The sequence below is a fragment of the Pontibacter sp. GD7 genome (assembly GCF_058216375.1).
Genome location: NZ_JBYZMP010000009.1, coordinates 128477 through 154282 on the forward strand (window position 1 = coordinate 128477; position 25806 = coordinate 154282).

General features: G+C 46.9%; 19 protein-coding genes, 1 tRNA gene and 2 pseudogenes. 14 read left to right on the top strand and 8 right to left on the bottom strand.

Features of this window, described 5'->3' with window-relative positions; genetic code table 11:
- Positions 1 to 4 precede the first annotated feature (4 nt).
- A pseudogene (gene queC, locus AC4BAP_RS14520) lies at positions 5 to 694 on the bottom strand (7-cyano-7-deazaguanine synthase QueC); the annotation flags it as partial.
- A gap of 24 nt (positions 695 to 718) precedes the next feature.
- Positions 719 to 1288 carry a 6-pyruvoyl trahydropterin synthase family protein gene (locus AC4BAP_RS14525; RefSeq protein ID WP_490583392.1) on the bottom strand — a complete coding sequence of 190 codons (570 nt, stop codon included), beginning with the start codon at positions 1286 to 1288 and terminating at the stop codon, positions 719 to 721.
- A 157-nt stretch (positions 1289 to 1445) separates the two neighbouring features.
- Between AC4BAP_RS14525 and queF the strand changes: the two genes are divergently transcribed.
- The 7 genes from queF (at position 1446) to AC4BAP_RS14560 (ending at position 11782) form a co-directional block, all read left to right on the top strand.
- Complete coding sequence (queF, locus tag AC4BAP_RS14530) at positions 1446 to 1946, top strand: preQ(1) synthase (RefSeq protein ID WP_490583393.1); 501 nt, start codon at positions 1446 to 1448, stop codon at positions 1944 to 1946.
- Between the two features lie 279 nt (positions 1947 to 2225).
- Positions 2226 to 6281, top strand: a complete 4056-nt coding sequence (locus tag AC4BAP_RS14535) for a response regulator (protein WP_490583394.1) — start codon at positions 2226 to 2228, stop codon at positions 6279 to 6281.
- Between the two features lie 165 nt (positions 6282 to 6446).
- Positions 6447 to 7277, top strand: a complete 831-nt coding sequence (locus AC4BAP_RS14540) for a CheR family methyltransferase (protein ID WP_490583395.1) — start codon at positions 6447 to 6449, stop codon at positions 7275 to 7277.
- Complete coding sequence (locus AC4BAP_RS14545; protein WP_490583396.1) at positions 7277 to 7834, top strand: chemotaxis protein CheB; 558 nt, start codon at positions 7277 to 7279, stop codon at positions 7832 to 7834. Before AC4BAP_RS14540 ends, AC4BAP_RS14545 begins: the two co-directional genes overlap by 1 nt.
- Positions 7835 to 8045: 211 nt before the next feature.
- Complete coding sequence (locus AC4BAP_RS14550) at positions 8046 to 9530, top strand: sensor histidine kinase (protein WP_490583397.1); 1485 nt, start codon at positions 8046 to 8048, stop codon at positions 9528 to 9530.
- Positions 9531 to 9541: 11 nt separating this feature from the next.
- Positions 9542 to 9988, top strand: coding sequence for a response regulator (locus tag AC4BAP_RS14555; RefSeq protein WP_490583398.1), 447 nt, complete (start codon positions 9542 to 9544; stop codon positions 9986 to 9988).
- A 15-nt stretch (positions 9989 to 10003) separates the two neighbouring features.
- Positions 10004 to 11782, top strand: a complete 1779-nt coding sequence (locus AC4BAP_RS14560; protein ID WP_490583399.1) for a PAS domain-containing protein — start codon at positions 10004 to 10006, stop codon at positions 11780 to 11782.
- A gap of 91 nt (positions 11783 to 11873) precedes the next feature.
- Here AC4BAP_RS14560 and AC4BAP_RS14565 read toward each other — a convergent pair.
- The 4 genes from AC4BAP_RS14565 to mltG form a co-directional block, all read right to left on the bottom strand.
- Positions 11874 to 11958, bottom strand: a tRNA-Ser gene (locus AC4BAP_RS14565).
- 163 nt (positions 11959 to 12121) lie between these two features.
- Complete coding sequence (locus tag AC4BAP_RS14570; protein WP_490583400.1) at positions 12122 to 13093, bottom strand: YihY/virulence factor BrkB family protein; 972 nt, start codon at positions 13091 to 13093, stop codon at positions 12122 to 12124.
- Positions 13090 to 13503: an acyl-CoA thioesterase gene (locus tag AC4BAP_RS14575; protein ID WP_490583401.1), complete on the bottom strand. Its 414-nt coding sequence runs from the start codon at positions 13501 to 13503 to the stop codon at positions 13090 to 13092. Before AC4BAP_RS14575 ends, AC4BAP_RS14570 begins: the two co-directional genes overlap by 4 nt.
- A gap of 110 nt (positions 13504 to 13613) precedes the next feature.
- Complete coding sequence (gene mltG, locus AC4BAP_RS14580) at positions 13614 to 14687, bottom strand: endolytic transglycosylase MltG (RefSeq protein ID WP_490583402.1); 1074 nt, start codon at positions 14685 to 14687, stop codon at positions 13614 to 13616.
- Positions 14688 to 14904: 217 nt separating this feature from the next.
- On the opposite strand from mltG, the gene AC4BAP_RS14585 reads away from it, so the two are divergent.
- On the top strand, positions 14905 to 15531 hold the full coding sequence (locus AC4BAP_RS14585; RefSeq protein ID WP_490583403.1) for an L-threonylcarbamoyladenylate synthase: 627 nt from the start codon (positions 14905 to 14907) through the stop codon (positions 15529 to 15531).
- Positions 15532 to 15834: 303 nt separating this feature from the next.
- Here AC4BAP_RS14585 and AC4BAP_RS14590 read toward each other — a convergent pair whose 3' ends face one another.
- The gene (locus AC4BAP_RS14590) at positions 15835 to 16752 is read right to left on the bottom strand and encodes a lysophospholipid acyltransferase family protein (RefSeq protein WP_490583404.1); all 918 of its coding nucleotides are present in this window, start codon (positions 16750 to 16752) and stop codon (positions 15835 to 15837) included.
- A 362-nt stretch (positions 16753 to 17114) separates the two neighbouring features.
- Between AC4BAP_RS14590 and AC4BAP_RS14595 the strand changes: the two genes are divergently transcribed.
- From AC4BAP_RS14595 to AC4BAP_RS14620, 6 genes and pseudogenes are all read left to right on the top strand, one after another.
- Entirely contained in the window at positions 17115 to 17720 is a 606-nt protein-coding gene (locus AC4BAP_RS14595) for a WbqC family protein (protein WP_490583405.1), read from the top strand.
- A gap of 113 nt (positions 17721 to 17833) precedes the next feature.
- Positions 17834 to 20440, top strand: a complete 2607-nt coding sequence (locus AC4BAP_RS14600; RefSeq protein WP_490583406.1) for an ATP-dependent Clp protease ATP-binding subunit — start codon at positions 17834 to 17836, stop codon at positions 20438 to 20440.
- A 576-nt stretch (positions 20441 to 21016) separates the two neighbouring features.
- Positions 21017 to 22574, top strand: a pseudogene (locus AC4BAP_RS14605) (acyl-CoA carboxylase subunit beta).
- A 98-nt stretch (positions 22575 to 22672) separates the two neighbouring features.
- Positions 22673 to 23743, top strand: coding sequence for a M42 family metallopeptidase (locus AC4BAP_RS14610; protein ID WP_490583407.1), 1071 nt, complete (start codon positions 22673 to 22675; stop codon positions 23741 to 23743).
- 104 nt (positions 23744 to 23847) lie between these two features.
- On the top strand, positions 23848 to 24090 hold the full coding sequence (locus AC4BAP_RS14615; protein ID WP_490583408.1) for a hypothetical protein: 243 nt from the start codon (positions 23848 to 23850) through the stop codon (positions 24088 to 24090).
- A gap of 103 nt (positions 24091 to 24193) precedes the next feature.
- Positions 24194 to 24970: a helical backbone metal receptor gene (locus AC4BAP_RS14620; RefSeq protein WP_490583437.1), complete on the top strand. Its 777-nt coding sequence runs from the start codon at positions 24194 to 24196 to the stop codon at positions 24968 to 24970.
- Between the two features lie 308 nt (positions 24971 to 25278).
- Here AC4BAP_RS14620 and AC4BAP_RS14625 read toward each other — a convergent pair whose 3' ends face one another.
- Positions 25279 to 25803: a hypothetical protein gene (locus AC4BAP_RS14625; protein WP_490583409.1), complete on the bottom strand. Its 525-nt coding sequence runs from the start codon at positions 25801 to 25803 to the stop codon at positions 25279 to 25281.
- Positions 25804 to 25806: the final 3 nt, after the last annotated feature.

A 25806-nucleotide genomic window follows, 5' to 3' on the forward strand; every position in this document is an offset into this window, starting at 1 on the left:
TCTCCTATCCTAACCAACCGTTTGCCTTAGCCTCCTCGTAGCCTTTGGCCCGAAGTATAGATGCCGGATTGTCCAGCTTGCCGTAGCCCCACTCATTATAAGTGGTGCGGTCGCCGTTGTAATCGGTATGCGACATGTCGCGCACAATATCCAACACGCCCAGGTCGTGAGCCAGTTTCCAGGCCTCTGCCTTGCTCTTATACATAAGCGGAGTATGAATGCGGATATCCTTGTCCAGGGCCAGCGACATAGTGGTTTGCAGCGAATCGATGAACACGCGGCGGCAATCCGGGTAACCCGAGTAATCTGCCTGGCACATGCCTCCTACAATGTCTGTTATGTTTCTTGTAAAAGCATGGCTGATGGCAATGGTCAGGAAAACAGCGTTTCTGCCAGGCACAAAAGAGGCCGGCAAAGCCTCGTTGAGCTCATGCGGTGCCGACATATCCTTGTCGTGCTCCGTAAGGGCTGACCCCTGCAACATGCCGCTGATATCGATGACGTGGAAAGGCACCTGCGCCTTTTCAGCGATCAGTTGCGCTTGCTTTAACTCAACCTCGTGCTTTTGGCCATACTTAAAGCCAAGCGCCTCAACATTCTTAAATTGCTCTTTTGCCCAGAAAAGGCAGGTAGTGGAATCCTGGCCACCCGAAAAAAGCACCAGGGCTTTATCTGTCGTTAAAGACATAATTGATTCTTGTAAATAAAAACTGACGTGCTATAGAGTAACTGCCTCTGCAACACATCTTTCTACTTTATCAGCCAGCAATGCGGCTATCTTAACTTCATGCTCTGCGTAACAGGTTTCCGTTTCCTGCAGCTTTACATAAACACTCTCGATGTTATACTTTGTCAAAATATCCAACCCATGCCTGCCAAGGTAATCGATCACGAACTGGCAGATATTCTCGGACGTGGTATCGTAGGGCAGCACAAAGTGCTTCGACTTTAGCAGTGCCACAGCCTGAAGTAGGTCTGTATCGGATTCGGCAACCAACACACCATGGTCCCATGCCTTTACCAACGGAGAGAGTACTTTCTTGATCTCCTTAAAATCGATCAGCATGCCATTGCTGCAGGCAGGGCCACTTAACTCCACCCACATCTGGTAAGAGTGCCCGTGCAGGTTTTGGCAACCGTCTGTGTGCCAGGGCAACCTGTGCGCCCCCTCCCATCTAAATCTTTTGGCAACTTTCATACTTCCTGTAAATGCCTGGCCAAAGTATAAATCCAGCCCGGCTTTAAATCTTGAGCGCAACTTGTCTGCTATACTTTTATCAGCCAACATTTTAGCTTTTAAAAGCCGATGCGCCATTAACCCCGCAATTTACTCATAAATTAACTTTGTTTATAGCACTTTCATTCCTTATGCCGATATATTTATGCAAATAGCACCAATTAAGTACTAACTTTGTTGAACCAAAAAATCATGCATAGTTAAAGTGATGAACAGTACAGAACAGATTGATATTAAGGAACAATTAAAAGACACTTACAGAAAAGCCCTAGAGCACACCAGCAGCGCCCTGGATTACATGGCTGAGTATGGCATTAAGCCTGATGGCAAATTTGGCTTGTTCTTCTCGCCGGATACCCGCCAGCAAGACATACATGTGATGCCCTACAAGCACAAGGCAAAGCAGGTGGTTGTGTATGAAACTGAACCGGGAGAGTTCTCTGCGCTGTGCCCGTTCTCCGGCTTGCCTGACTTTGGCACACTGCGCGTAGAATACGTTCCGGGCTCGCACATACTTGAACTGAAAAGCCTGAAGTATTACCTGTTGTCCTGGAGAAATATCGGCTCCGCGCAGGAAGACATCACGGCCTATGTTTACGAGGACCTGAGCAGAATTCTGCCTGACGTTGATTACCTGAAAGTAACGACTGTGTACAACGTGCGCGGAGGCATTAACACTACCTGCACCATCGACAGCAGAGGACAATAAGATTTTAACTGCACGGGCACTGCCCTTACATTTCATATATAAAGCCGCACCATACTTTCTGGTGCGGCTTTATATTTTTATGGCCCTGTAGCAACACCCAGGCCGCCTATGCACTGCAGCAAAATTATACTATGCCGCTACAGGCCTGTAAAGGAAGCAATGCATGAAATTATATACCTTCCGATATCCTGAAACAGAAAAAAAGAGTATTTTGCAGTAGAGCTTATTTATTGATAATCAGGCTGCGAGCAGCAACTCACCCTATACCCCAGGAAAAGTATGAAATTTATTCGGGACCTTTCCATCAGAAATAAACTGCTGATCATTTCGCTTATTCCGCTAATTGCGCTGTTTTACTTTCTGTTGGTTGATATACTTGAGAAGATAGAAACCAAGCAAAGGGTACAGCAGGTATACGATGACACGCTAAAGTTTGAGGCCATCTCAGATGTGCTTCACCAGATACAGCAGGAACGAGGCTTTTCGCTTGGTTATATCCTGAGTGAGGGCAAGGAAGAAAAAAGCGAACTTTTCCAGCAGCGGCAACTCACCGACCAATCCATTTTTGAGCTTGAAAAACTATTAGCCCGCCAGGATACCGGTGTAACGGATTTGCTGGAATCACTGGAGACCATTCCTGGGTTAAGAGCTCGCATCAACAGCTTAAATGTGGCCCCAGACAGCGTGATAATAGCACTGAGCGCGATTAACAGTACATTGATCGATGAGATAAACCAAACGGCCTTATACTCCCAAAGCCCTGAAGTAAAGAACCAGCTCAACACCCATATTTTCCTGCTGCACAGTAAAGAGCAGTTTGGGCAGTTACGTGCCAACCTGAAACAGGCGCTGCTCAAAGGCGGTTTCGACAAAGATGGTTACGGGCAGTTTGCCGCCATCAAGGGCAAGTATGAGGCCAGCCTCGAGAACTTCAGAAAGAATGCCTCCCAAAAGTTACTGGCCTACCACACCAGCAAAACAGCAGCACCAGCCGCCCAAAAAGTAAACGAGATCTTAACCGCTGCTTTCCGCAATCCTGCTTTGGCGCAGTTTCCTTACCCTGAGGAAGAGTGGTGGCTTAACGGCGTGGCCTACCTGAACATGCTGAAAGAGGTAGAAGACAGGTCCGCCCTATCCATCAGGCAAACCGCCGAGGAGCAGCTTGATGAAATCGCCGGCACGGTAGTGGGCAACATTGCCATTACTGCAGTTGTGTTATTGCTTATTTCACTGCTGTTGTATTACACCATCAGGTACATTGTAAATGCCGTGGTGGAGATAAAGCAGGCTGCCGACCAGATCTCAAAAGGAGAACTGGACCTGAGCCTTTCTGTCCGCTCCAGAGATGAGATCGGAAACCTGGCCTACTCCTTCGACAAGCTCATACAGGTATCTAAAAATTACGCCGATGCAGCCGAAACGATTGGCCGCGGCGATTACACGCCTGTAGTTCATGTGCGCAGCAAAAACGACGTACTGGGCCAGTCGCTCAACAACATGAAGAGAAACCTGCAGGAGCTTTCGCGGGAGAACGAGCTGCGACACTGGTTGCTGACAGGCAACAGTGAACTGAACGACCTGATGCGTGGCGAGCAGGACATCCAGGACCTTGCCCAAAAAGTAATACAGCAGCTTACAACCTACCTAAACGCGCAGATAGGCGCCATCTACCTGAGCCAGAATGAGCACTTGCAGCTGGCCGGGAGCTATGCCTTTGAGCGGAACGGGAACAACAGCCACCAGATCAGAATCGGTGAGGGCCTGGTTGGGCAAGCCGCACTGGAAAAAAAACCTATCAGCTTTAGCCAGATCCCGGACGATTACATCAAGATCAGCTCGAGCCTTGGCAGTTCATCGGCCAGGCACATCATTATTTACCCTTTCCTGCACGACCACGAACTGAAAGGAGTTATAGAAATTGGATCGGCCCGTGAGTTTTCGGCTCATGACATGGAGTTTCTGGAAATCGTGGCAGAGAACATCGGTATTTCCTTCCACTCGGCCCAGTCAACGGCCCAACTAAAAGAGCTGCTGGAAGAAACACAGCGACAGGCCGAGGAACTGGAGGCCCAACAAGAAGAGCTAAGGCAGGCAAACGAGGAACTACAGGAAAAAACAAACCTGCTGCAGGAGTCGGAGGCTGAGTTAAAGGCACAGCAGGAAGAGCTGCAACAGACAAACGAGGAACTGGAAGAGCAGACCAATTTGCTGGAGGAGCAGAAAAACAAGCTGGAGGCGGCCAACATGGAAATTGAGACGAAGGCCAGGGAACTGGAGATCTCCAACAAGTATAAATCTGAGTTTCTGGCCAACATGTCGCATGAGCTGCGCACGCCGCTAAACAGTATACTTATACTTGCACAGCTTCTTAGCGAGAATAAAAACCAGGTGCTCGGCGAAAAGGAAGTGGAGTATGCCCGCAACATTTACAACTCCGGCACCGACCTGCTCAACCTCATTAACGAGATACTGGACCTGTCTAAAGTAGAGTCTGGTAAAATAGAGCTGGAAGTTGGAGAGGTGGAGATTCCCACTATCACGCAAAGCCTGCAGGCTACTTTCGGAGAGGTGGCAGGCAGCAGGGGCATCAACTTTAAAGTAAACTACAACCCCTCCGAAACAGGCTATACTTTAACTTCCGACAGGCAACGCCTGGAACAGATACTGAAGAACCTGCTTTCCAACGCATTCAAGTTTACAGAAAGGCAGGGCAGTGTAACGCTGGACATCCACAAATCCGTGCCTCCGCTCCGCCTTAAAAACACAAACCTGCGCGAACTGGACAAAGTGATCTCCTTTGCCGTAACCGACTCAGGCATAGGTATACCCGAAAGCAAGCAAAGCGTGATCTTTGAGGCTTTTCAGCAGGCCGATGGCTCTACAAAACGCAAGTATGGCGGCACTGGCCTGGGCCTGTCTATTAGCCGTGAACTGGCAAATGCCTTAGGAGGCGAGATACTCCTTGACAGCCAGGAGGGCCAGGGCAGCACCTTTACCTTTTATCTGCCTTATACTTACGATACCTCGCTGGCCGCACCCACCGAAAAAGAGATCACGGTAAAAGCCAGGCCTGTGAGGTTACCTATACCCGAGAGCAAACAAGCTGAGGTGGAAGCGCTGCATGAGAACGTGGCAGATGACAGGCACTCTATCCAGAAAAACGACAAGGTTATCCTGATCGTGGAGGACGATGAGAAGTTTGCCCAACTGCTGCTGGATTTTGTTAGGGAAAGAGGCTACAAAGGTATACTTGCCCACCAGGGTAACATCGGACTCAGCCTTGCCAGGCACTACACTCCGGATGCCATCATACTGGACATGAAACTGCCAGTGATGAACGGGACGGAAGTGCTCCGGCACCTGAAAAACGACCCGGAGCTCCGTCACATTCCTGTTCAGGCTATCTCGGGCCAAGACCTGAGAAGCGAAGGCTTTGACCTGGGGGCTTTTGATTTTATCAGGAAACCCATCACGCAGGACGACCTGAACGCGTCCTTTAACCGGATAGAGGACTTTATCAGCAGAAAACTGAAAAAGCTGCTTATTGTAGAGGATAATGAGATGCAGAACAAGGTAATCCGGGAACTGGTAAGCAACAGCGAGGTAAAATGCTTCTCTGCTTACACCGGCGAAGAGGCCTTTTCGATGCTGCAAAAAGAGAAGTTTGACTGCATCATCATAGACCTGGGCCTGCCTGACATGGGGGGCATTGAGTTGCTTGAAAAGATAAAAGCCAACGAAGAGCTTAGCAGAATACCTGTGATCGTGTATACTGGCAAGGAATTAAGCCGCGACGAAGCCTCGAGGTTAAATAAGCTGGCCAGCACCGTGGTACTGAAGACTGTAGACTCCGCAGAACGCCTGCTTGACGAAACAACGCTTTTCCTGCATAGCGTAGAGGCCAGGTTGCCAAAGGAGAAGCGCCAGATACTGCGCAAACTGCACAAAACAGACGAAGTGCTGCAACATAAAAAAGTACTGATCGCGGATGATGACATGCGTAATATTTACTCGCTTACCAATGCGCTGGAAGACGAGGGCATGCAATGCCTGACGGCAGAGAACGGGAAAGAAGCCATACAGATGCTGAAAGACAACCCGGATATAGACATTGTGCTGATGGATATCATGATGCCTGAAATGGATGGTTATGAGGCTACGCAGGAAATAAGAAAGAATGACAAGTATGCCAAACTGCCTATTATTGCCCTTACTGCCAAGGCCATGAAAGGAGACCGGGAGCGCAGCCTGGAGGCCGGCATGTCTGACTACGTGACAAAACCCGTGAACATGGAGCAGCTGCTTTCCCTGATGCGGGTGTGGCTGTACAGGTAAGCATACTTTTGCAGGAGTGCCAAAGTATAAAACTCAGGCATACCCAAGGGTTATACTACAGGCAGTGTATCATTCCGGCACCTATTCCGTTAAACTGCCATACCAGCCAGGTTTGCCCGTTGTATTAACGGGGGCACCTGGTAAGCACAGAGAACAGCATAAAGTATGATTTTAGATGAGGAGCTAACGGACCTGCTCGGATCTGTAAAAAAGAAGTATGGCTATGATTTTACGGAGTATGCCCAGGCCTCTGTCATGCGGCGCATTTCCCACTACATGAGAGCCAATAAGATCGCATCGGTACAGGAACTGCAGAAAACTCTTTTAGAGGATGAATACACGTTCTCGCAGTTTGTGATGGAGTTTACAGTGAATGTGACCGAGATGTTCCGGGACCCCTCCTTTTACATGAGCCTGCGCGAAAATGTAATAAAGCACCTGGCCACCTATCCCGTTATTAAAGTATGGATTGCGGGATGCTCTACTGGCGAGGAAGTATACTCGCTGGCAATATTGCTTCAGGAAGAAGGCCTGCTTGACAGGACCGTGATATATGCCACTGATATAAACCAACGGGCACTGAACACTGCCCGGGAAGGGGTATACAACATGAGCCAGATCAAAACTTATACTTCAAACTACCAGAAGGCAGGCGGCAAAAAAGCTTTCTCCGAGTACTATACCGCCAAGTATGATGCGGCCATGATAGACAAGTCCTTAAAAAAGCATGTGGTATTTTCGGTGCATAACCTGGCCGTTGACGGCTCGTTTAACGAATTTCAGCTGATCATGTGCCGCAATGTGCTCATCTACTTCAACCAGAGTCTCCAGAAAAAGGTGATCAACCTGTTTTACAACAGCCTGAGCCCTTTCGGATTTCTTGCTCTGGGTAATAAAGAGTCGCTGTTGTTCTCTGATAAGCAGCAGGAATTTACATCCATCGATAAGAGAGAGAAAATTTACCGAAAGGAAAACGGTAGCCAAAGGCAACGATAATGAAGTATGAGGCAGTAGTCATAGGCACGTCTGCGGGAGGGCTGTATGTTCTCACTGACCTCTTGTCGGCTTTGCCACCAACTTTCCAACTGCCTGTAATTGTGGTGCAGCACCGCTCTAAAGAAGAAAGAACCCTGCTGGAGGAAGTACTTTCCCAAAAGTGCAGGATCAGGATCAAACAGGCCGACGAGAAAGAACCGATACGGAAAGGCACAGTATACTTTGCCCCACCCGACTACCACCTGCTGATAGAGCAGGACCACACCTTTTCCCTGTCCAGTGATGAACGGGTTAACTATAGCAGGCCCTCTATTGATGTGCTCTTTGAGACGGCCGCATATGCATACAGGCAACACCTGCTGGCTATCATACTTACCGGGGCAAACCACGATGGCGCAGCCGGCATCGCCACCATCAGAAAGTATGGCGGCACCACCGTGGCTCAATCACCTGAAAATGCCCTGTATCCCGCCATGCCGAATGCTGCCATTAATACAGGCTGCATACAAAAAGTCCTGGATACAGAAGAAATCAAACAGTATCTCGTGAGTCTGTAAAAACACTTAAAAAAACTACGTATTTTTTCTTAACCAATGTTTGAACATTTCGTTGATAAAATGTAAATTGTAGATATATACATGCTTAATTAAAAAAAAGCTGATGCGAAGGCTCTTTTCCTTCGTATCTCCTGATACTTAATTACTCCACTGTCTCACCCAGCCATCACTAAGTATACAGGAGTTTACCTAAGCGTTCACCCTTTTCCGGATGCCTGAAAAAGACAATGTAAATATTCTGATCGTAGACGACAAGGTTAATAACATCTTCGCACTGGAGCAGATGTTGCTAAAACCTGACAGGAACTTTCTGAGCGCTACAAACGGGAACGAGGCGCTGAAAACCGCCTTGAATAAGGAAATAGACCTTATCATCCTGGATGTGCAGATGCCTGAGATGGATGGCTTTGAAGTAGCCCAGATCCTGAAGTCGAACAAGCGGACCAGGGAGATTCCCATCATCTTCGCTTCTGCCGAGAAAACAGAGCACCAGTTCATGCTAAAGGGCTTTGAGGAAGGCGCAGTAGATTACCTCTATAAACCGCTGAACAAAGAGCTGACCGAGGCAAAAGTATCAGTGTTGCTGGAACTGCACCTGCAAAAGAAAAAGCTGCTGGAAAACAATTTAGCCCTTGAGAAGTATGCCCTGCTCATAAACAACTCCGCAGACCTTATTTGTATCATCAACGCTGGCACGCTTATACTTGAGGAGGTAAACCAGGCCGTAAAGACAATGCTCGGCTATAGCGTTGATGAGGTTAAAGGAACGTCGCTGCTGCTTTACCTGGCTGAAGACCATGCACAGGACATACAGTCACTGTGCGACCAAAAGCCTGAATCTGCCTCTTTTGAAACGAGAGTATACGACAAGGACGGCAACAGGAAATGGCTGGACTGGAACATCGTATGCAAGGATAGACTGTGGTTTGCAAACGCCAGAGACATAACAAACCAGAAGAAAGCTGAAAAAGAGATCAAACAACTAAACGCCGATCTGAAGCAGCACCTGGATCAGCTTAAAGAAACCAACAAAGAACTGGAGTCATTCTCTTACTCTGTGTCGCATGACTTAAGGGCTCCGCTCCGTGCTATCAACGGCTATGCCAACATCATCAGGGAAGACTATAAAGACAACCTAGATGATGAGTTGAAACGGTTGCTTCAGGTTATTCAGGATAATGCCAAGAGGATGGGCCGGCTCATAGACGACCTGCTGGCTTTCTCGAAACTGGGTCGCAAAGAGCTCGTTAAAACCCGTATTAACACAGCCTCTATGATAGAGCAGATCATAGGCGAACTGAACGGGGCTGTAAAAGACAGGGTGAACTTTAAACTTGGAGAGCTGTTGCCTTTAGAGGGAGACTATACTTTATTATACCAGGTCTTTGTAAACCTGATCTCCAATGCCGTTAAGTACTCCTCTAAAAAAGAATCACCGCAGGTAGAGATCGGCTCCTATCCCAATGACCATCAGGTTACCTACTACATCAGGGATAACGGGACCGGCTTTAGCATGGATTATGCGCATAAATTATTTGGCGTTTTTCAAAGGCTGCATACCGATGCGGAGTTTGAAGGCACCGGGGTTGGGCTTGCCATTGTGCAGCGGGTAATACTGAAACACGGTGGCCAGGTATGGGCCGAAGGCGAACCGGACAAAGGCGCCACATTTTACTTTTCATTACCAAAACCATAATTACTAAGGTCATGAACACGAATCAGATTGACATATTGCTGGTGGAGGATAATGTGGATGAAGCAGAGCTGACGATCAGAGCCCTGAAAAAGGCAAAACAGGCAACTACGCTGGTGCATGTACAAAGCGGCGAAGAAGCCCTTAACTTTATTTTCTGCCAGGGCGAATACAGTGCCCGCAACATTCACAACATCCCAAAGCTCATACTCCTGGACCTGAAGATGCCACGCGTTGACGGGGTAGAGATACTCCGGAGGATAAAATGGGACGAACGCACTAAAATAATCCCAACAGTGATACTTACCTCTTCTAAAGAAGAGATAGATATCCATAGGAGCTACTTATTAGGAGCCAACAGCTACTTTGTAAAACCTGTTGATTTCGATGGCTTTGTAGATGCCATTTCCAGCCTTACCTATTACTGGCTGGAGTTAAACCAGCCGCCGAACAAATTATGACGCAAACCTTACCCCATGGAAACGCCCATAAAGATCCTGATTCTGGAGCACGACCCCAACGACTTTGAGTTGCTGCAGCGCGAACTCAGGAGGAGTGGTCTGTCTTGTATATCCGAGATGGTGCAAAACCAGGAGGACTACAAAGCATTGCTAAACACCTTTCAGCCGGATATCATTTTATCGGATTACACCCTACCCTCTTTTGATGGTTTGTCTGCCTTCCGCATAAAGCAAAACATTGCACCCGCCACTCCATTTCTTATAGTATCCGGCACGCTTGGCGAAGAAAGAGCCGTTGAGCTTATTAAGATGGGCGTAACAGATTATGTGCTTAAAGACAACCTGCAGCACATTGCCCTGAAAATAGAGCGTGCCCTGAACGAGGCGGCAGAGCGTAGCCAAAAGATAATTGCTGAGCAAAGCCTAAAACAGCGCGAAGAACAGCTCCAGAAAATAATGGACTTCTCGCTTGATGTGATCTGCACTACCGATGCGGATGGCAGGTTTGTAACATTAAGCGCCGCCTCGGAAAGGCTGTGGGGATATACTCCCGAAGAGCTTACAGGCAAACAAGCCGTTGACCTGATCTACGAACCTGACCGGCCTGCAACCATCAACATCATAACAGAGATCATGGGTGGCGTGGACTGCTCATTTTTCGAAAACAGGTTTGTGCATAAAAACGGCAGCCTCGTCACGCTCTTCTGGTCTGGCCACTGGGTTGCGGAAGAGCAATTGCTTTATGGCATTGCCCGTGACGGAACCGACATAAGAAAGGCCGAAGAAAAGATCCGAAACAATGAAAAGCGCTTCCGTTCACTGTTACTTAACAGCGCGGACGGCCTGCTATTGCTTTCAGCGGATGGCCGCGTTATAGAGCGAAGCAACACTGCCCTTAATATTTTAGGGCTGCAAGCAGGCAGTGTTACAGATAACTTCAGAATGGACCTGGTTCACTCCGCCGACAGGCATATACTTACAAATACCTTAAACCGCATTAAAGCACAGCCAAATGCCGTTGAAACAGTAGAGTACCGGATTCAGGTGCTGGACGGCAATTATATATGGTTGGAAACCACTATTCAGAACCAACTCACAAACCCTGCCGTTGCCGCCATTGTACTTAACTTCAGGGATATTACGGAAAGGAAGCTTGCTAAAACTGCCCTTGAGAAAAGCGAAGAGAAATACCGCGATCTGTTTAATTTAAGCCCCATGCCCATGTGGTTGTTCGATATGCACACCCTGCATTTTCTGGATGTAAACGAGGCAGCGATAAGGCTCTACGGCTATACAAAGAAGGAATTTCTTAAGATGACTGTAATGGATATCCGACCTAAGGAAGACCTGGGTTATCTGGAGAAAATTATCCAGTCGCTGCGGGAGAGCAAAGCCTACTACCACGATATTGCCCGTCATAAGAAGAAAAACGGCGACATATTTTACGTTGACGTTAAAAACAGCGCCATTGACCTGGACGGCGTTGAAGCAAGGATTGTGCTGGCTACCGATGTAAGTGAGAGAGTTAAGTACATACAAGCCATTGAGGAGCAAAACACAAAGCTTCGTGAAATTGCCTGGATGCAATCGCATGTGGTTAGGGCTCCGCTGGCCCGCATGATGGGACTGATCAGCCTGCTCGAAAAAGACAAACCTTCCGATAGTGGGATATCAGAAATAATGGAATACCTGCAGTCTTCAGCATATGAGCTTGATGGGATCATCAGGGAGATAGTTGCTAAAACAGAACAGGTACAGGAACCTCCGGCCTTAAAAGAAAGAGCAAGCAACTGAGTTATACTTCGAAAGTATAGCGTGCTGATTAAAACAAAAGAGCCTGCAAATTGCTTTGCAGGCTCTTTATATAAGCGGGTATTGCTACCAGCAGAGAGTGAGGGATTCGAACCCCCGGACCTGTTACAGTCAACGGTTTTCAAGACCGCCGCGTTCGACCACTCCGCCAACTCTCTAACGATTTCGAGTACAAAAGTATGGCACCGTTCCGAATTATCAAAACTATACGCAAAAATTTTTCTGCAGTTTCTAAGCCACAAAGTATAAAACTCTGATTTATAAGCTAAAAAATTTCAGAAACAGAACCCTTAAGCCAGGTTTCTCACGGAGTGCTTATGTTTATACTTTAGCTGCTGTTACGTGCATAGCCTTACCTCCTGCCCTAACCATACGCTTGGTCACGGAGTCTATACTTACGTTGATCTCGAAGCCAAGAATCAGGATCATAGATACAAAGTCCAGCCAGATCATCAAACCTATTAGAGCCCCAATGGAGCCATAGAACTTGTTGTAAGTATCAAAAGCACTGATATATGTAGAAAAGATCATGGAAACCAGGAAGATCAGACCGGTGGCCACCACAGCACCCGCTGAGAAAAAGGGCCATTTGTCTTCTATGGCAGGCACGAAGTAATATACAATAGAGGTAGCCAGCAGGAAAAGTAGGATGATCGCTACATACTTCAGGATAACGATCAAAGTATAAGTATAGCTTTCGGTAACAACTTCATAGAAAACCAGGGCGTCCAGTATCCATTGACCAAAGAAGATAGCCGCCACCGCCGTAAAAAGTATAAGTGAGAGCACCACTGTTAATGCTGTGGCAATAAGACGCTTTTTAAGGTAGCTGCGCTTGTAAAAAGTATGGTATTTTTTGTCGAAGGCATCCATCAGCGACATAATGCCATTGGTAGAAAGCACCAGCGCAAACAAAAAACCAAAAGACAGCAAGCCCCCGCGCGGCTTGTTCACAATATCCTCGATGGTAGTATAAGCGGCCGCATACATCTCCTCAGGCATAAAATCACCCAGGAAATCAAGTATACTTTGGCCCAGATCCAAGGAAAGTATATTGGGGATGTACGGGATAAGTGTGAACAGGAAAATGATGCTCGGGAAAATAGCCAGCGTAAAGTTAAAGGCCATGTAAGAGGCACGCTTTGTAACAGAGTCCAGGCGCAGTTCCCCTATCAGTACATCTACCACATCATACACCGAAGACTTGCCATTATTGAACCGCCATCGCTTTAAAAAAACGATGAACTTGCGGTACGCTCTGCGGCGCTTCAGGTATTGCTGGTTAAGCCTCATGCACTAAAGTATTCGTCCAGTTTCTCATGAATCAGGTCGGGTACTGCTGTTGGCCTGCCTGTTTTCATATCTACAAAAACCATCGTGGTTTCGCCGATGTTTAACAACGTTTGCTCTTCGTTATATACTTCGTACTCAAAAAGTATACGAGAACCATTCGGTTTATGCTTTAACAGTAGCTTTATGGTTAGCAGGTCATCATACTTGGCAGGGCGCAGGTATTTACACTTCAGTTCCAGCACGGGCATCATGGTTCCGGTTGCCTCCATCTCCTTGTAATGGATGCCAAGCCTCCTGAACACCTCGGTACGCGCTACCTCGTAATAAGCCGCATAGTTACCATAGTATACATAGCCCATCTGGTCGGTTTCGGCATACCGCACCCGTATCTGCACTTCTGATTCGAACACTGCTTAAATTGTTAAATGGTTAAAATGTTAAATGGCTAAATTAATAATTACTGCCTTGGCATGCACATACCAAAACAACAATTAATCAATTTAGCCATTCAGCAATTAAATTACTTCATTATTTTGCGGGCATTTAACGCGGCATGGAAACGGCGTGCGTTAGCCTGGTGCTCTTCCTCGGTGCGGGCAAAGGCATGGTACCCAGAGAAGTCTTCTTTGGCGCAGAAATAGATGTACTCGTGGTTCTCCGGGTTTAGCACTGCATCTATACTTGAGATAGTAGGTACGTTTATCGGCCCCGGAGGCAGCCCCTTATTGATGTAGGTATTGTAAGGCGACTGGTGGCGAAGGTGTGTGTTCAATACACGGCGGATTGTGAAGTCACGCACTGCATACACCACAGTAGGGTCGGCCTGCAGCAGCATATTTTTCTTTAGCCTGTTCAGGTACACACCTGCCACGCGCGGCTTTTCGTCGTTTTTAATAGTCTCTGCCTGCACAATAGAAGCCAGAGTGCTTACTTCCTTAGGGCTCAGACCTAGCTTTTGAGCCTTTGCTTTGCGTTCCGCTGTCCAGAAAGTGTCGTACTCCTTCTTCATGCGCTCCATCAGTTTGGGCGCAGTGGTAGTCCAGTATACCTGGTAGGTATTCGGGATAAACATACTTACAATGGTAGTGGTGTCGAAGCCAAGAGTGGCCAGGTAAGCCTCATTGTTCAGCAGGCTATCCAGTTCTTCTTCGCTGGCCTCTATCTCGTTTGCCAGTTTTTCGGCCAGTTGGCTGCGCAGGCGTATGTTGGCAAATGTAAGGTCTACGGGTGTTTGCTGGCCGGCGCGCAGCACCCCGATTAGCTGGCGGTTACCCCAGCCATGCTCCAGTTTATAACGGCCGGGCTTCACCAACTGGTCATAGTCCATCAGCTTAGCCATAAACCGCAACGAAAGTTTATCGATGATAACCCCGGATGCCTCTACTGAGTCCATGGCCTGCTCGTAGCTGGCTCCTGTTGGTATGGTAACATAGGCATCCTGCTTTTTAGTGTCTACGTTCGGCGTGTACACAATCTGGTAAGCGTAGTAAGAGAAGCTCACAAACAGGAACAGGAAAAGCACGATCAGGCTAGGCACTAGTTTGCTTTTCTCTTTTCTCTTTCTTTTGGTTGTTGTATTCAAATTCTCAGCCATAGTTCATGTAAAAGGCCTGAAACCATATTTAGGTTCCGCACCTTATTCTATTTGGGTCGCAAAAATAACACATATGCAGCTAATTGTGAATGTATGAACTTCATAATAGCATAATTAAAAATTGGTATGCATTCGTATTCTTGCGTAGCTTCGCTGAAACGCACATCTGCTTATTCAAGTATGTGTTACTTTAGACTTAATCTCTATACACAAAACCATGGCCAACGCTTTATTCCTCCAGATACACCCCGACAACCCGCAGGAGCGCAAAATACAGGAAGCTGTAGAGATACTCCGCAACGGTGGTGTGATCATTTACCCAACCGACACTATTTATGGTATAGGCTGCGACATACACAACAACAGGGCCGTGGAGCGCGTGTGCCAGATAAAAGGTGTAAAACCGGAAAAGGTAAACCTCTCCTTTATCTGCTCAGACCTTACCCACATTTCCGACTATGCCAAGATAGATACCCCAACCTATAAGGTTATGAAAAAGGCGCTGCCGGGCCCATTCACCTTTGTGTTGAACGCTACGAGCAATGTGCCCAAGTATGCGGGTGGCAAAAAGAAGACAGTAGGTATTCGTGTACCCGACAACAACATTGCATTGCTGTTAGTAAAAGAGCTTGGTAACCCTATCCTGTCTACCTCCATCCACGATGAAGATGAGGTAATAGAATACAGCACCGATCCCGAACTGATCTATGAAAAGTATAGAGACCTGGTGGATTGCGTAATAGACGGCGGCTACGGCAACAACATTGCCTCTACGGTAGTGGATGTAACCAATAACTTTGAAGTGCTGCGCGAAGGCGCCGGCGATATTGAGGAATATTTATAGGAGTTAGAGAATCTAGGAGTTAAAATGTAGAGACGCAATATTTTGCGTCTTTTTTTGCCGCGGTTTTAGCATGAGCGTAACTCGTGGCTATGCATAACGCAAGCTTCTAAGGATTCCCCTCCTCGGAGGGGCTAGGGGTGGGTTCTGCACAGCCAAAGTATAACGTATGGCCTCAGCCTTTGCAACCCTTGCTTTTTCAAAGCAAAGCAGTTGAAAACTGCTACCATCTTCCGCCACAAGTTACGCTTCACTAAACTTGCGGCAGAAACCTTTACCTCCTAAATTCTCTAACTCCCAAACTTTCTAACTCCTAAACTCAGCAGCCTGCGGCCGCTTGTGCTTCCAGCGTTTGTGGGTCCAGAGATAATCGGCGGGAGCGCGGCGGATGGCTGCTTCTAACTTTTGAGCAAATATCTCTGTGATAGAGGCTGGCTCTGGCAAGGTTTTATCCACAGAATTCCCGTCTGATATCAACTCAAATGTTAAAGTATAATATCCCCGCCTGGTCCTTTTTATATCCAGGAATAAGACAGGGCATCCAAAGCGAATAGCGAGTTTCTCTGCTCCTTCGTAGAAAGGTGTGTCCTGATGTAAAAAGGTAGTCCAGAAGGTGATTTCACTTTTAAGAGGGGTTTGATCTGATAGCATGGCCACAACACGTGGTTGATGGCGGTTGGCAGCAAAGTTGCGCAGGGTATCTTTCATTTTAATGAGCCTGGCCCCTAATCTTGTGCGAGCCTGAAGCATGAAAGCTTCAAAAAACGGGTTATTAAGGGGCTTGTAAATACCATAAGCGGGAAAGCTAAACTGAACCGCACCTGCTGATAGTACCCATTCCCAGTTACAGGAATGTGAACCCATAGTAATAACTGTTCTGCCTTGCTGCACAAAATCATCCAGTAACTCCTGGTTCGAGAAAGTGATTCGCCGCTTCATTTCAGCAGCATCTATAGAGTGCAGCTTTAGCGTTTCCACCACCACATCCATAAACTGCTTGTAGAAATCTTTAGCGACAAGCTTAATTTCTTCAGCACTTTTCTCCGGGAAAGCATTAGATAAATTACCAATCACCACTTTTTTCCTATACCTGACAACGTAGTATACTACTAAGTATAAAACATCGGAGAGGATGTACAGCAGCGGCAGTGGCAACAAGGACAAACCTTTTAACAGTAGCCACAGCGGGAAATACAAAGGCGGTATTTTTATACTTTTACTCATGCAGTTATTAAGCAACCGCAAAGGTACAATCATTTTGAATTACGAATTAATAATTAAGAATTATGAGTTGAAAAACAGGGAAGCTGTTTAGGGTTTTGGCTAAAAGAAATCGAACCCGCCATTGTTGGTGTTTTTCACCAACAATTTAAGGCTCTGGCTATTATACTTTCTGGTGAGAACACGCAGCAAGGGCAGGCAGTATGGATTTCAATAAACTCTAAACAGGCTCAGGGATTAAAAATAGAAAGCAAGCGTAAAAACCGTATGTATACACGACACACAAAATACTATATTTTGTTGTTAAAGAAATGAAAGCGTAATTCGTATCTGCATCTCTTCATTCATAATTCATAACTCATAATTTGGTCTTACTTACCGAAACACTGTACAACCCGCCTGTTGCATACTTTTATAATGCCATTCGCTCCGAAGGTATCTTAATAGAGGCACACGAAAACTATGTGAAGCAAAGCTACCGTAATCGCTGCCATGTACTTACGGCGCAGGGGGTGCAGCCCCTTAGTATACCTGTGCTAAAAGGCAGCAGTAAAAACAAAACTAAGATCACGGAAATTGAAATTGACTATAGCCAGAAGTGGTACAATGTGCACTGGCGTACGATACAGGCAGCTTATGGCCGTGCACCATATTTTGAATTTTACAGTGACTACATCAAAGAGGTGTATGAACGGCAACCAAAATTTTTATTTGAGCTGAACATTGATTTATTGCGGCTTTATTTTAAATTACTGAAAGTAAACAAGCCGCTCCAGTTTACAGCGGCTTACAATGAAACGGCACCGGATAACGTGGTGGATTTACGAAATAAAATCCATCCCAAAATCTATCCTGACAATTTGCACGTAAAACCCTATACACAAGTATTTGGCAAACAATTTGTACCAGAGCTTAGTATAATTGACTTGTTGTTTACCCAGGGGCCAGCATCGCTTTCACATCTGCAGTAAGTGGTTCAACGCGCTGAACATTAATAGTGTACAGCTTGTTTAAAGGTAGCGTTCGAAGTGAGCTTCAGCCAATTATAAATTTTTGACTTTTTTAAAGAATATACAAAGTATACATGGAAGCTAAATTCTCAAACCGAGTGAAAGAGGTCATCTCGCTCAGCCGTGAGGAAGCTATCCGTCTCGGCCATGATTACATTGGCACCGAACATCTGGTGCTGGGCATGATACGGGAAGGAGAAGGTACAGCCATTGCTCTGCTTAAGAAGCTTGGCGTTTCGATAGATGAATTAAAGTACGCTTTAGAACAAGCTACCCGAAATACAGCTACGCAAAGCAGCAACATTACCGGCAGTATCCCGCTTACCAAGCAGACCGAGAAGGTGCTGAAAATTACTTACCTGGAGGCAAAGATCTTCAAGAGTGATATTATAGGTACTGAGCACCTCTTATTATCCATCCTGCGGGATGAAGACAATATTTCTTCTCAAATCTTAGCGAAATTTAACGTGAACTACGAAGCAATACGCGACTCCCTGGATTATCATAGCAATAATCCACTTGCGTCGTCTGATACAGATGATACCGATGACTCTGACAAGTTTTTGGGCAGTTCTTCTTCCCGCTCAAGCAGCAGCAAGAAGCCTGGCGAAAAATCGCGCACCCCGGTGCTGGACAACTTTGGCCGTGACTTAACCAAGCTGGCTGAAGACGATAAACTTGACCCGATCGTTGGCCGTGAAAAAGAAATTGAGCGTGTGGCACAGGTACTTAGCCGCCGCAAAAAGAACAACCCTATACTTATAGGCGAACCTGGTGTTGGTAAAACAGCCATTGCCGAAGGTCTTGCCCTGCGCATCATCCAGAAAAAAGTAAGCCGCGTGCTGTTTAACAAGCGAGTGGTTACCCTGGATTTAGCATCACTTGTGGCAGGCACCAAGTATAGAGGTCAGTTTGAGGAGCGTATGAAGGCCGTGATGAACGAGCTTGAAAAGTCTCCGGACGTGATCCTGTTCATCGATGAGTTGCATACAATTGTAGGTGCCGGTGGTGCCTCCGGTTCTTTGGATGCCTCTAACATGTTTAAGCCCGCTCTTGCCCGTGGCGAGATCCAGTGCATCGGTGCAACTACCCTGGATGAGTACCGCCAGTACATCGAGAAGGATGGTGCCCTTGCCCGTCGTTTCCAGATCGTAATGGTAGACCCAACCACACCGGAAGAGACCATTGAAATATTGAACAATATCAAGGACAAATACCAGGACCACCACCATGTAAACTATACTGATAAAGCCATTGAGGCCTGCGTGAAGCTAAGTGACCGTTACATGAGTGACCGCTTCTTGCCAGACAAAGCCATCGATATTTTAGATGAGGCTGGTGCGCGTGTGCATATCAACAATATTGTGGTGCCGGATGATATCCTAAAACTGGAAGAGCAGATCGAGAACATTAAAGTTGAGAAGAACCGCGTAGTGAAGAGCCAGAAGTATGAAGAGGCTGCCCAGCTGCGTGATAAAGAGAAAAAACTGATCGACCAGCTTGAAACAGCGAAAAAAGACTGGGAAGAAGAGACGAAGAAGAAACGCTACACGGTAAAAGAGGAAAATGTGGCAGAGGTTATTGCCATGATGACAGGTATACCGGTGAAGCGTATCGCTCAGAACGAAGGTCAGAAATTGCTGAACATGGGCGAAGAACTGAAAGGCAAAGTAATTGGTCAGGACAAGGCCATTAGCCAATTGGTAAAAGCCATTCAGCGTACCCGCGTTGGCCTGAAAGACCCGAAGAAGCCGATTGGTTCGTTTGTGTTCCTTGGCCCGACAGGTGTAGGTAAAACTGAGCTTGCCAAAGTGCTGGCCACTTACCTGTTCGATAAAGAAGATTCGCTGGTGCGTATCGATATGAGTGAGTACATGGAGAAATTCAGTGTGTCTCGCCTGGTTGGAGCGCCTCCGGGATATGTGGGTTACGAAGAAGGTGGCCAGCTAACCGAGAAGATCCGCCGCAAGCCATACTCTGTGGTATTGCTGGATGAGATCGAGAAAGCACACCCGGATGTTTATAACCTGCTATTGCAGGTACTTGACGATGGTATACTTACTGACGGACTGGGCCGCAAGGTTGACTTCCGTAACACCATCATCATCATGACATCCAACATCGGTGCCCGTGACCTGCAGGACTTTGGTGCCGGTATCGGTTTCATGTCGAAGAGCAAGCAGGAGAATGTGGACGATATCATGAAGAGCACCATTGCAAGTGCGCTTAAGAAAACGTTCTCTCCGGAGTTCCTGAACCGTTTGGATGATGTGATCGTGTTTAACTCGCTTAACCGTGAGGACATGCACAAGATCATCGAGCTTTCGCTTGGCAAGCTGTTCAAGCGTGTGGAGGCACTTGGCTACAAGATCGAGCTTACCGACAAAGCCAAAGACTATGTGGCTGAGAAAGGGTACGATCCGAAGTATGGTGCCCGTCCGTTGAACCGTGCTATCCAGAAGTATATCGAGGACCCGATTGCCGAGGAAATTCTGAAAGCCGAGGTAAACCAGGGCGACACGATCAAAGTGGATTACGAAGAAGGCAAGGAGCAACTTACGTTTAACTCTGCCAAGTCTGGTGGCGGCAAAAAAGGCAAAGCCTCTGCAGCTAAAGACGACGAAGAGGAAACCGAGTCCAGCAAACCGTCAGGCACTGATAAGTCTAGCGATAAAGAATAATAAGAATAAAGTTTAAAGTATAAAGTTAGGGCTGTCTGTTTCAGGCAGTCCTAATTCTTTTTTAAGTCTGCACAGAGTTTACTTAAAATCCCCATTGCCTGTCCTGGCTAAGTATTTTTCCGGAAAGTATAATTGCCAGTGCCTTTTACCAGCCTTTGAAAACACCAGCAATGGCCGGGTCATATTTTTTTACTTAAACTCTGGACAACTTCTGAGTAAGTAACTCAAGTTGCTATTAACCCACCCCCGAAGGAGCTGCGCTCGCTAGCTCAAAACGCTCGTTTCGGCTAGTCCAGAGGAGGTCAATTTTGATCGTGCATATAATTCCCCTCTGGGGGTAGGGGCCCTCTTTAAAGAGAGGGGTGAAGGGGTGTGTTTATACCTGCCTGGTTTAGCATATTGCGCAACTTGGGTTAAGTACTTCATTTCTAATCCCTGACAGCAAATAGCATCTATAGAACCTGATCTAAAACTATATATTCAAAAAATACTGTAATAGTACAGGATTTAGGTGCAGAGTTTTTAAATTTGAGGATTAAATAATCTGAATAAATTACTTATACATACTTTTCATACATGGCCGGAGAAATCAGAGAAGCCCAGATAGAGACCCTCGAGCGTAAAAACGCAGAAGCCCTATTAGGTGGCGGCGAAGACCGTATTGCAGCACAGCATAAGAAAGGAAAACTGACAGCACGCGAAAGAATTCACCTGTTAATGGATGAAGGCTCTTTTGAGGAGATCGGCAAGTTTGTGATGCACCGCTCCAAAGACTTCGGCCTGGACAAGCAGTACTTCCTGGGTGATGGCGTTGTAACAGGCTACGGTACAATCAACGGCCGTTTGGTTTACGTATTCTCGCAGGACTTTACGGTGCTTGGCGGCTCACTTTCTGAAACCCACGCTGAGAAGATCGTGAAGATCATGGAGCTAGCCATGAAGAACGGTGCTCCGGTTATCGGTCTGAACGACTCTGGTGGTGCCCGTATCCAGGAGGGTGTGGTATCGCTGGGTGGTTATGCCGATATTTTCTACCGCAACACATTGGCCTCTGGCGTTATCCCACAGATCTCCGCTATCATGGGCCCATGCGCCGGCGGTGCTGTATACTCGCCTGCCATTACCGACTTTATCATGATGGTGGAGAACACCTCATACATGTTCGTGACGGGGCCAAACGTTGTGAAAACGGTAACACACGAAAACGTAACATCAGAAGAACTGGGCGGTGCCAGCACGCACAGCTCAAAAAGCGGAGTTACCCATTTCTCCTGCTCAAATGAGGTGGAATGTATCAACTACATCAAAAAACTGCTTAGCTATATCCCGCAGAACTGCGAAGAGCTTCCGCCTTCTTTGCCATACGAGCCACAGGGCGACGAGACACGTGAAGTACTGGACACCATCATCCCAGAGAACCCGAACCAGCCTTACGACATCCGTGAGGTGATTGAGGGCATCATTGACGAGGATTCTTTCTTTGAAGTGCACAAGAACTTCGGCGAGAACATCGTGGTGGGCTTTGCCCGCCTGGGTGGCAGAAGCATAGGTATCGTGGGTAACCAACCTGCCGTGCTTGCCGGCGTACTGGACATCAACGCCAGCACCAAGGCTGCCCGTTTCGTGCGTTTCTGCGATAGCTTTAACGTGCCATTGCTTGTTCTGGAAGATGTTCCGGGATTCCTGCCAGGCACTGATCAGGAGTGGAGAGGCATTATCACGAACGGTGCTAAGTTACTTTATGCTTTGTGAGGCTACTGTACCGCGTATCACGGTAATTACCCGCAAGGCTTATGGCGGCGCTTACGACGTAATGAACTCGAAGCACATTGGTGCTGACATGAACTACGCATGGCCAACTGCCGAAATTGCCGTTATGGGAGCACAGGGCGCTGCAGAGATCATCTTTAAACGTGAAATTGCTGAAGCTGAGAACCCGGAAGAGAAACTGGCAGAGAAGGTACAGGAGTATAAAGACAAGTTCGCCACTCCATACCGTGCTGCGCACCGTGGCTTCATCGACGAGGTTATACTTCCTTCGGAAACACGCGCTAAACTGATCAAGGCATTTAAGATGCTGGAAAACAAAGCGGTTACGCTGCCACGCAAGAAGCACGGCAACATTCCGCTTTAATATCGCATATACTACACTTAGGGCCTGTGCTTCGGGGGGAAAATTGCCGGGGCACAGGCTCATTTTACTAAACTAACCAAACAACCTTCACCTTAAACATGAGACAAGAATCATTTGATTTCTTACAGAAATATCTGAACAACTCCTCTCCCACTGGCTTTGAAGCAGAAGGTCAGAAACTGTGGTTGGAGTATGTGAAGCCATACATTGACGAGTACTTTGTTGACACTTACGGCACTGTAGTAGGCGTAATAAACCCAAAGGCCGAGTATAAAGTAGTCATTGAGGCGCATGCCGATGAGATCAGCTGGTTTGTGAACTACATTACTCCGGAAGGCTACATTTACCTGAAGCGTAACGGTGGTTCTGATGCTTTGATCGCACCATCTAAACGTGTGAATATCTACACTGCCAAAGGCGTTGTGAAAGCCGTTTTTGGATGGCCGGCCATACACGTGCGCAAGGTAGAGAATGATAAAGCCCCTACCATCGAAACTGTGTTCCTGGACTGCGGCGCCAACAACCGCGAGGAAGTAGAGGCGATGGGCATACACGTAGGTTGCGTGGCTACTTTTGAAGACGAGTTTACAGTAATGAACGACCGCTACTATGTAGGCCGTGCTCTGGACAACCGCATCGGTGGCTTTATGATAGCTGAAGTGGCCCGCATGCTGAAAGAGAACAAACACGAGCTGCCTTTTGGCCTGTATGTTGTAAATGCCGTGCAGGAAGAGATCGGTTTACGCGGTGCCGAGATGATCGCACACCGCATTAACCCAGATGTAGCTATTATTACTGACGTTACCCACGACACGCAGTCGCCGATGTACGACAAGAAGACCAGCGGCGATATTTTCTGCGGTAAAGGCCCGGTAATTGCCTACGGCCCGGCCGTGCAAAACAACGTTCGTGATCTGATCATCAATACAGCAAAAGAGAAAGATATACCGTTCCAGCGTTCTGCAGTTTCACGTGCCACGGGCACTGATACCGATGCCTTTGCATATTCTAACGCTGGTGTGGCCTCTGCACTGATCTCGTTGCCGCTTAAGTACATGCACACTACTGTCGAAACTGTGCACAAAGACGACGTGGAGAACGTGATAAAGCTAATTTACGAAACAGTGCTTAAGATTCAGGACAAGCAGGACTTCCGCTACCTGAACTAAGATTTATACTTATACTACCAAAGCCCCGCAAACTTACAGGTATGCGGGGCTTTTGTTTTTAGTAGGCCTGTTCGTATCTTATACTTGAAACAAACTTTATACTTATGAACCGCTACTTGTTTTGGGCACTGATGATCTTACCCTGGCTGGCATTTATCTTGAGTACATTTATACTTAAAGACACAGCGCACCCGTGGGTTTTTATACTTAATATCTTGACTTTGCAAAGTATAGCAGTTAATGCGCGTCGAAAGCAGGTAGGTCTTAGTTTGTCCTCAACTATAAAAGCCATTGTACCGGGCATCGGCTACCAGGAGTGGAGGCATTTATACTTTGCGAAACCATAAACACTCACAGGTCTGAAAGACGCTGTGAGGTTTTTGAACCCATGTCCATTCATAATTTATAATTCATCATTCATAACTCCACACCGTGCTTTTCAACGACCAAATGGGTTACAGCATTACGCTTGATTACCTGCCTCAGCGTATTGTTTCTTTAGTACCCTCTCAAACAGAACTTCTTTTCGATCTTGGTTTAGGAGATCGTATAGTGGGCGTCACCAAATTCTGCATCCACCCCAAAGAGCAGGTAAAGCATAAAACCAAGATCGGAGGTACTAAGAATTTTAAATTTGATGTGATTGACGAGTTACAGCCAGACCTGATCATCGGTAATAAGGAAGAGAATTACCAGGAGGGCATTGAGCAGCTGCAGCAAAAGTATAAAGTATGGATGAGTGATATTTATACTTTGGACGATGCGCTGGAAATGCTACAACAGGTCGGACAAATAACTGGTACCCAAGCCAGAGCAACTGAATTAGAGCAAAGTATAAAAGCCGGCTTTGAGCAGCTGCAACCACTACAGCCAAGTATAAAAACAGCCTACTTTATCTGGCAAAAGCCTTACATGGCCGTGGGCAGCCACAACATCATCGACCACATGCTGCACCGTTGCGGTTTCGAGAATGCGTTCGGCCACTTAACCCGCTATCCGGAGATTACGGCAGAGCAATTACAGGAGGCAAACCCACAACTTATACTTCTCTCTTCTGAGCCCTACCCCTTCAAGGAAAAGCACATAGAGGAGTTCAGGGAGATTTGCCCGCAGGCAAGTATAAAAGTGGTGGACGGTGAAATGTTTAGCTGGTATGGCAGCAGATTGCTACACGCACCGGCATATCTGCAACAGGTAGTTGAGGAGGCAAGGCAGGAGTTATCTTGACTTTAGTAAAGCTTATCATGCCGCAAGTTTAGCGTTAGCGTAACTTGTGGCTGTACATGATGCCAGTTTGCAACTGGCTTTCTGTGTGAGCAGAAAAATAATTTGAAAGAAGATTCCCCTCTTGCAGACTAGCCAAAACGAGAGTTTTGAGCTAGCGAGCGTAGCTCTAGGGGTGTGTTAATCTACAGTTTCCAAAGTATAAAGTACAGCTAACAACTTTGCTGTTCTTACTTTTCCAAAGCAAAGCAGTTGTAAACTGCTACTATTCTTAACCACAAGTTGCGCTAACGCTAAACTTGCGGCATGAATTACAACCTATCCAACAACTCCAAGGCCTTTTTCGAAACAGCCTCAAAGTATAAAGCATCGGCTTTTAGTTGTTCAATAGTTTTGCCTTTTATTTCGCGTTTGTTGGTGGGGTCTGTTAAGGAGGTTAGGGTGATGATCTTGCGGATGCGTTGCTTCTGGTCTGATGTAGCTTTCACCAAATCCATTTCTTCCAGTTGCTGTACCAAAATATGTCGGAAGTCTTTTCCTTCTACAGCCTCTTCATCAAGTAACCGCATAATGGCTGCCACTGCTTCATCCTCGTGAGGCGAGGTCATAGCAACAGCAATCAGCTCGGTGAAGGTTGGCAGGGGTAGCTTTATCAGCAGTTCGTAGCCACCTGCGCTTTGCTCGCCTGCGGTAGTATAGCACTTCATCCAGAACTTGCCAGAGGCAGAGTCTCTGTATACGGCAGCCCATCCACCAGCGGACTCTTCCATCAGCTGCATTTTACCCAGTAGCTCCTTTATAAGCTTTGCGTCTCCATACAGCTTCCGTTCTGCCATAAG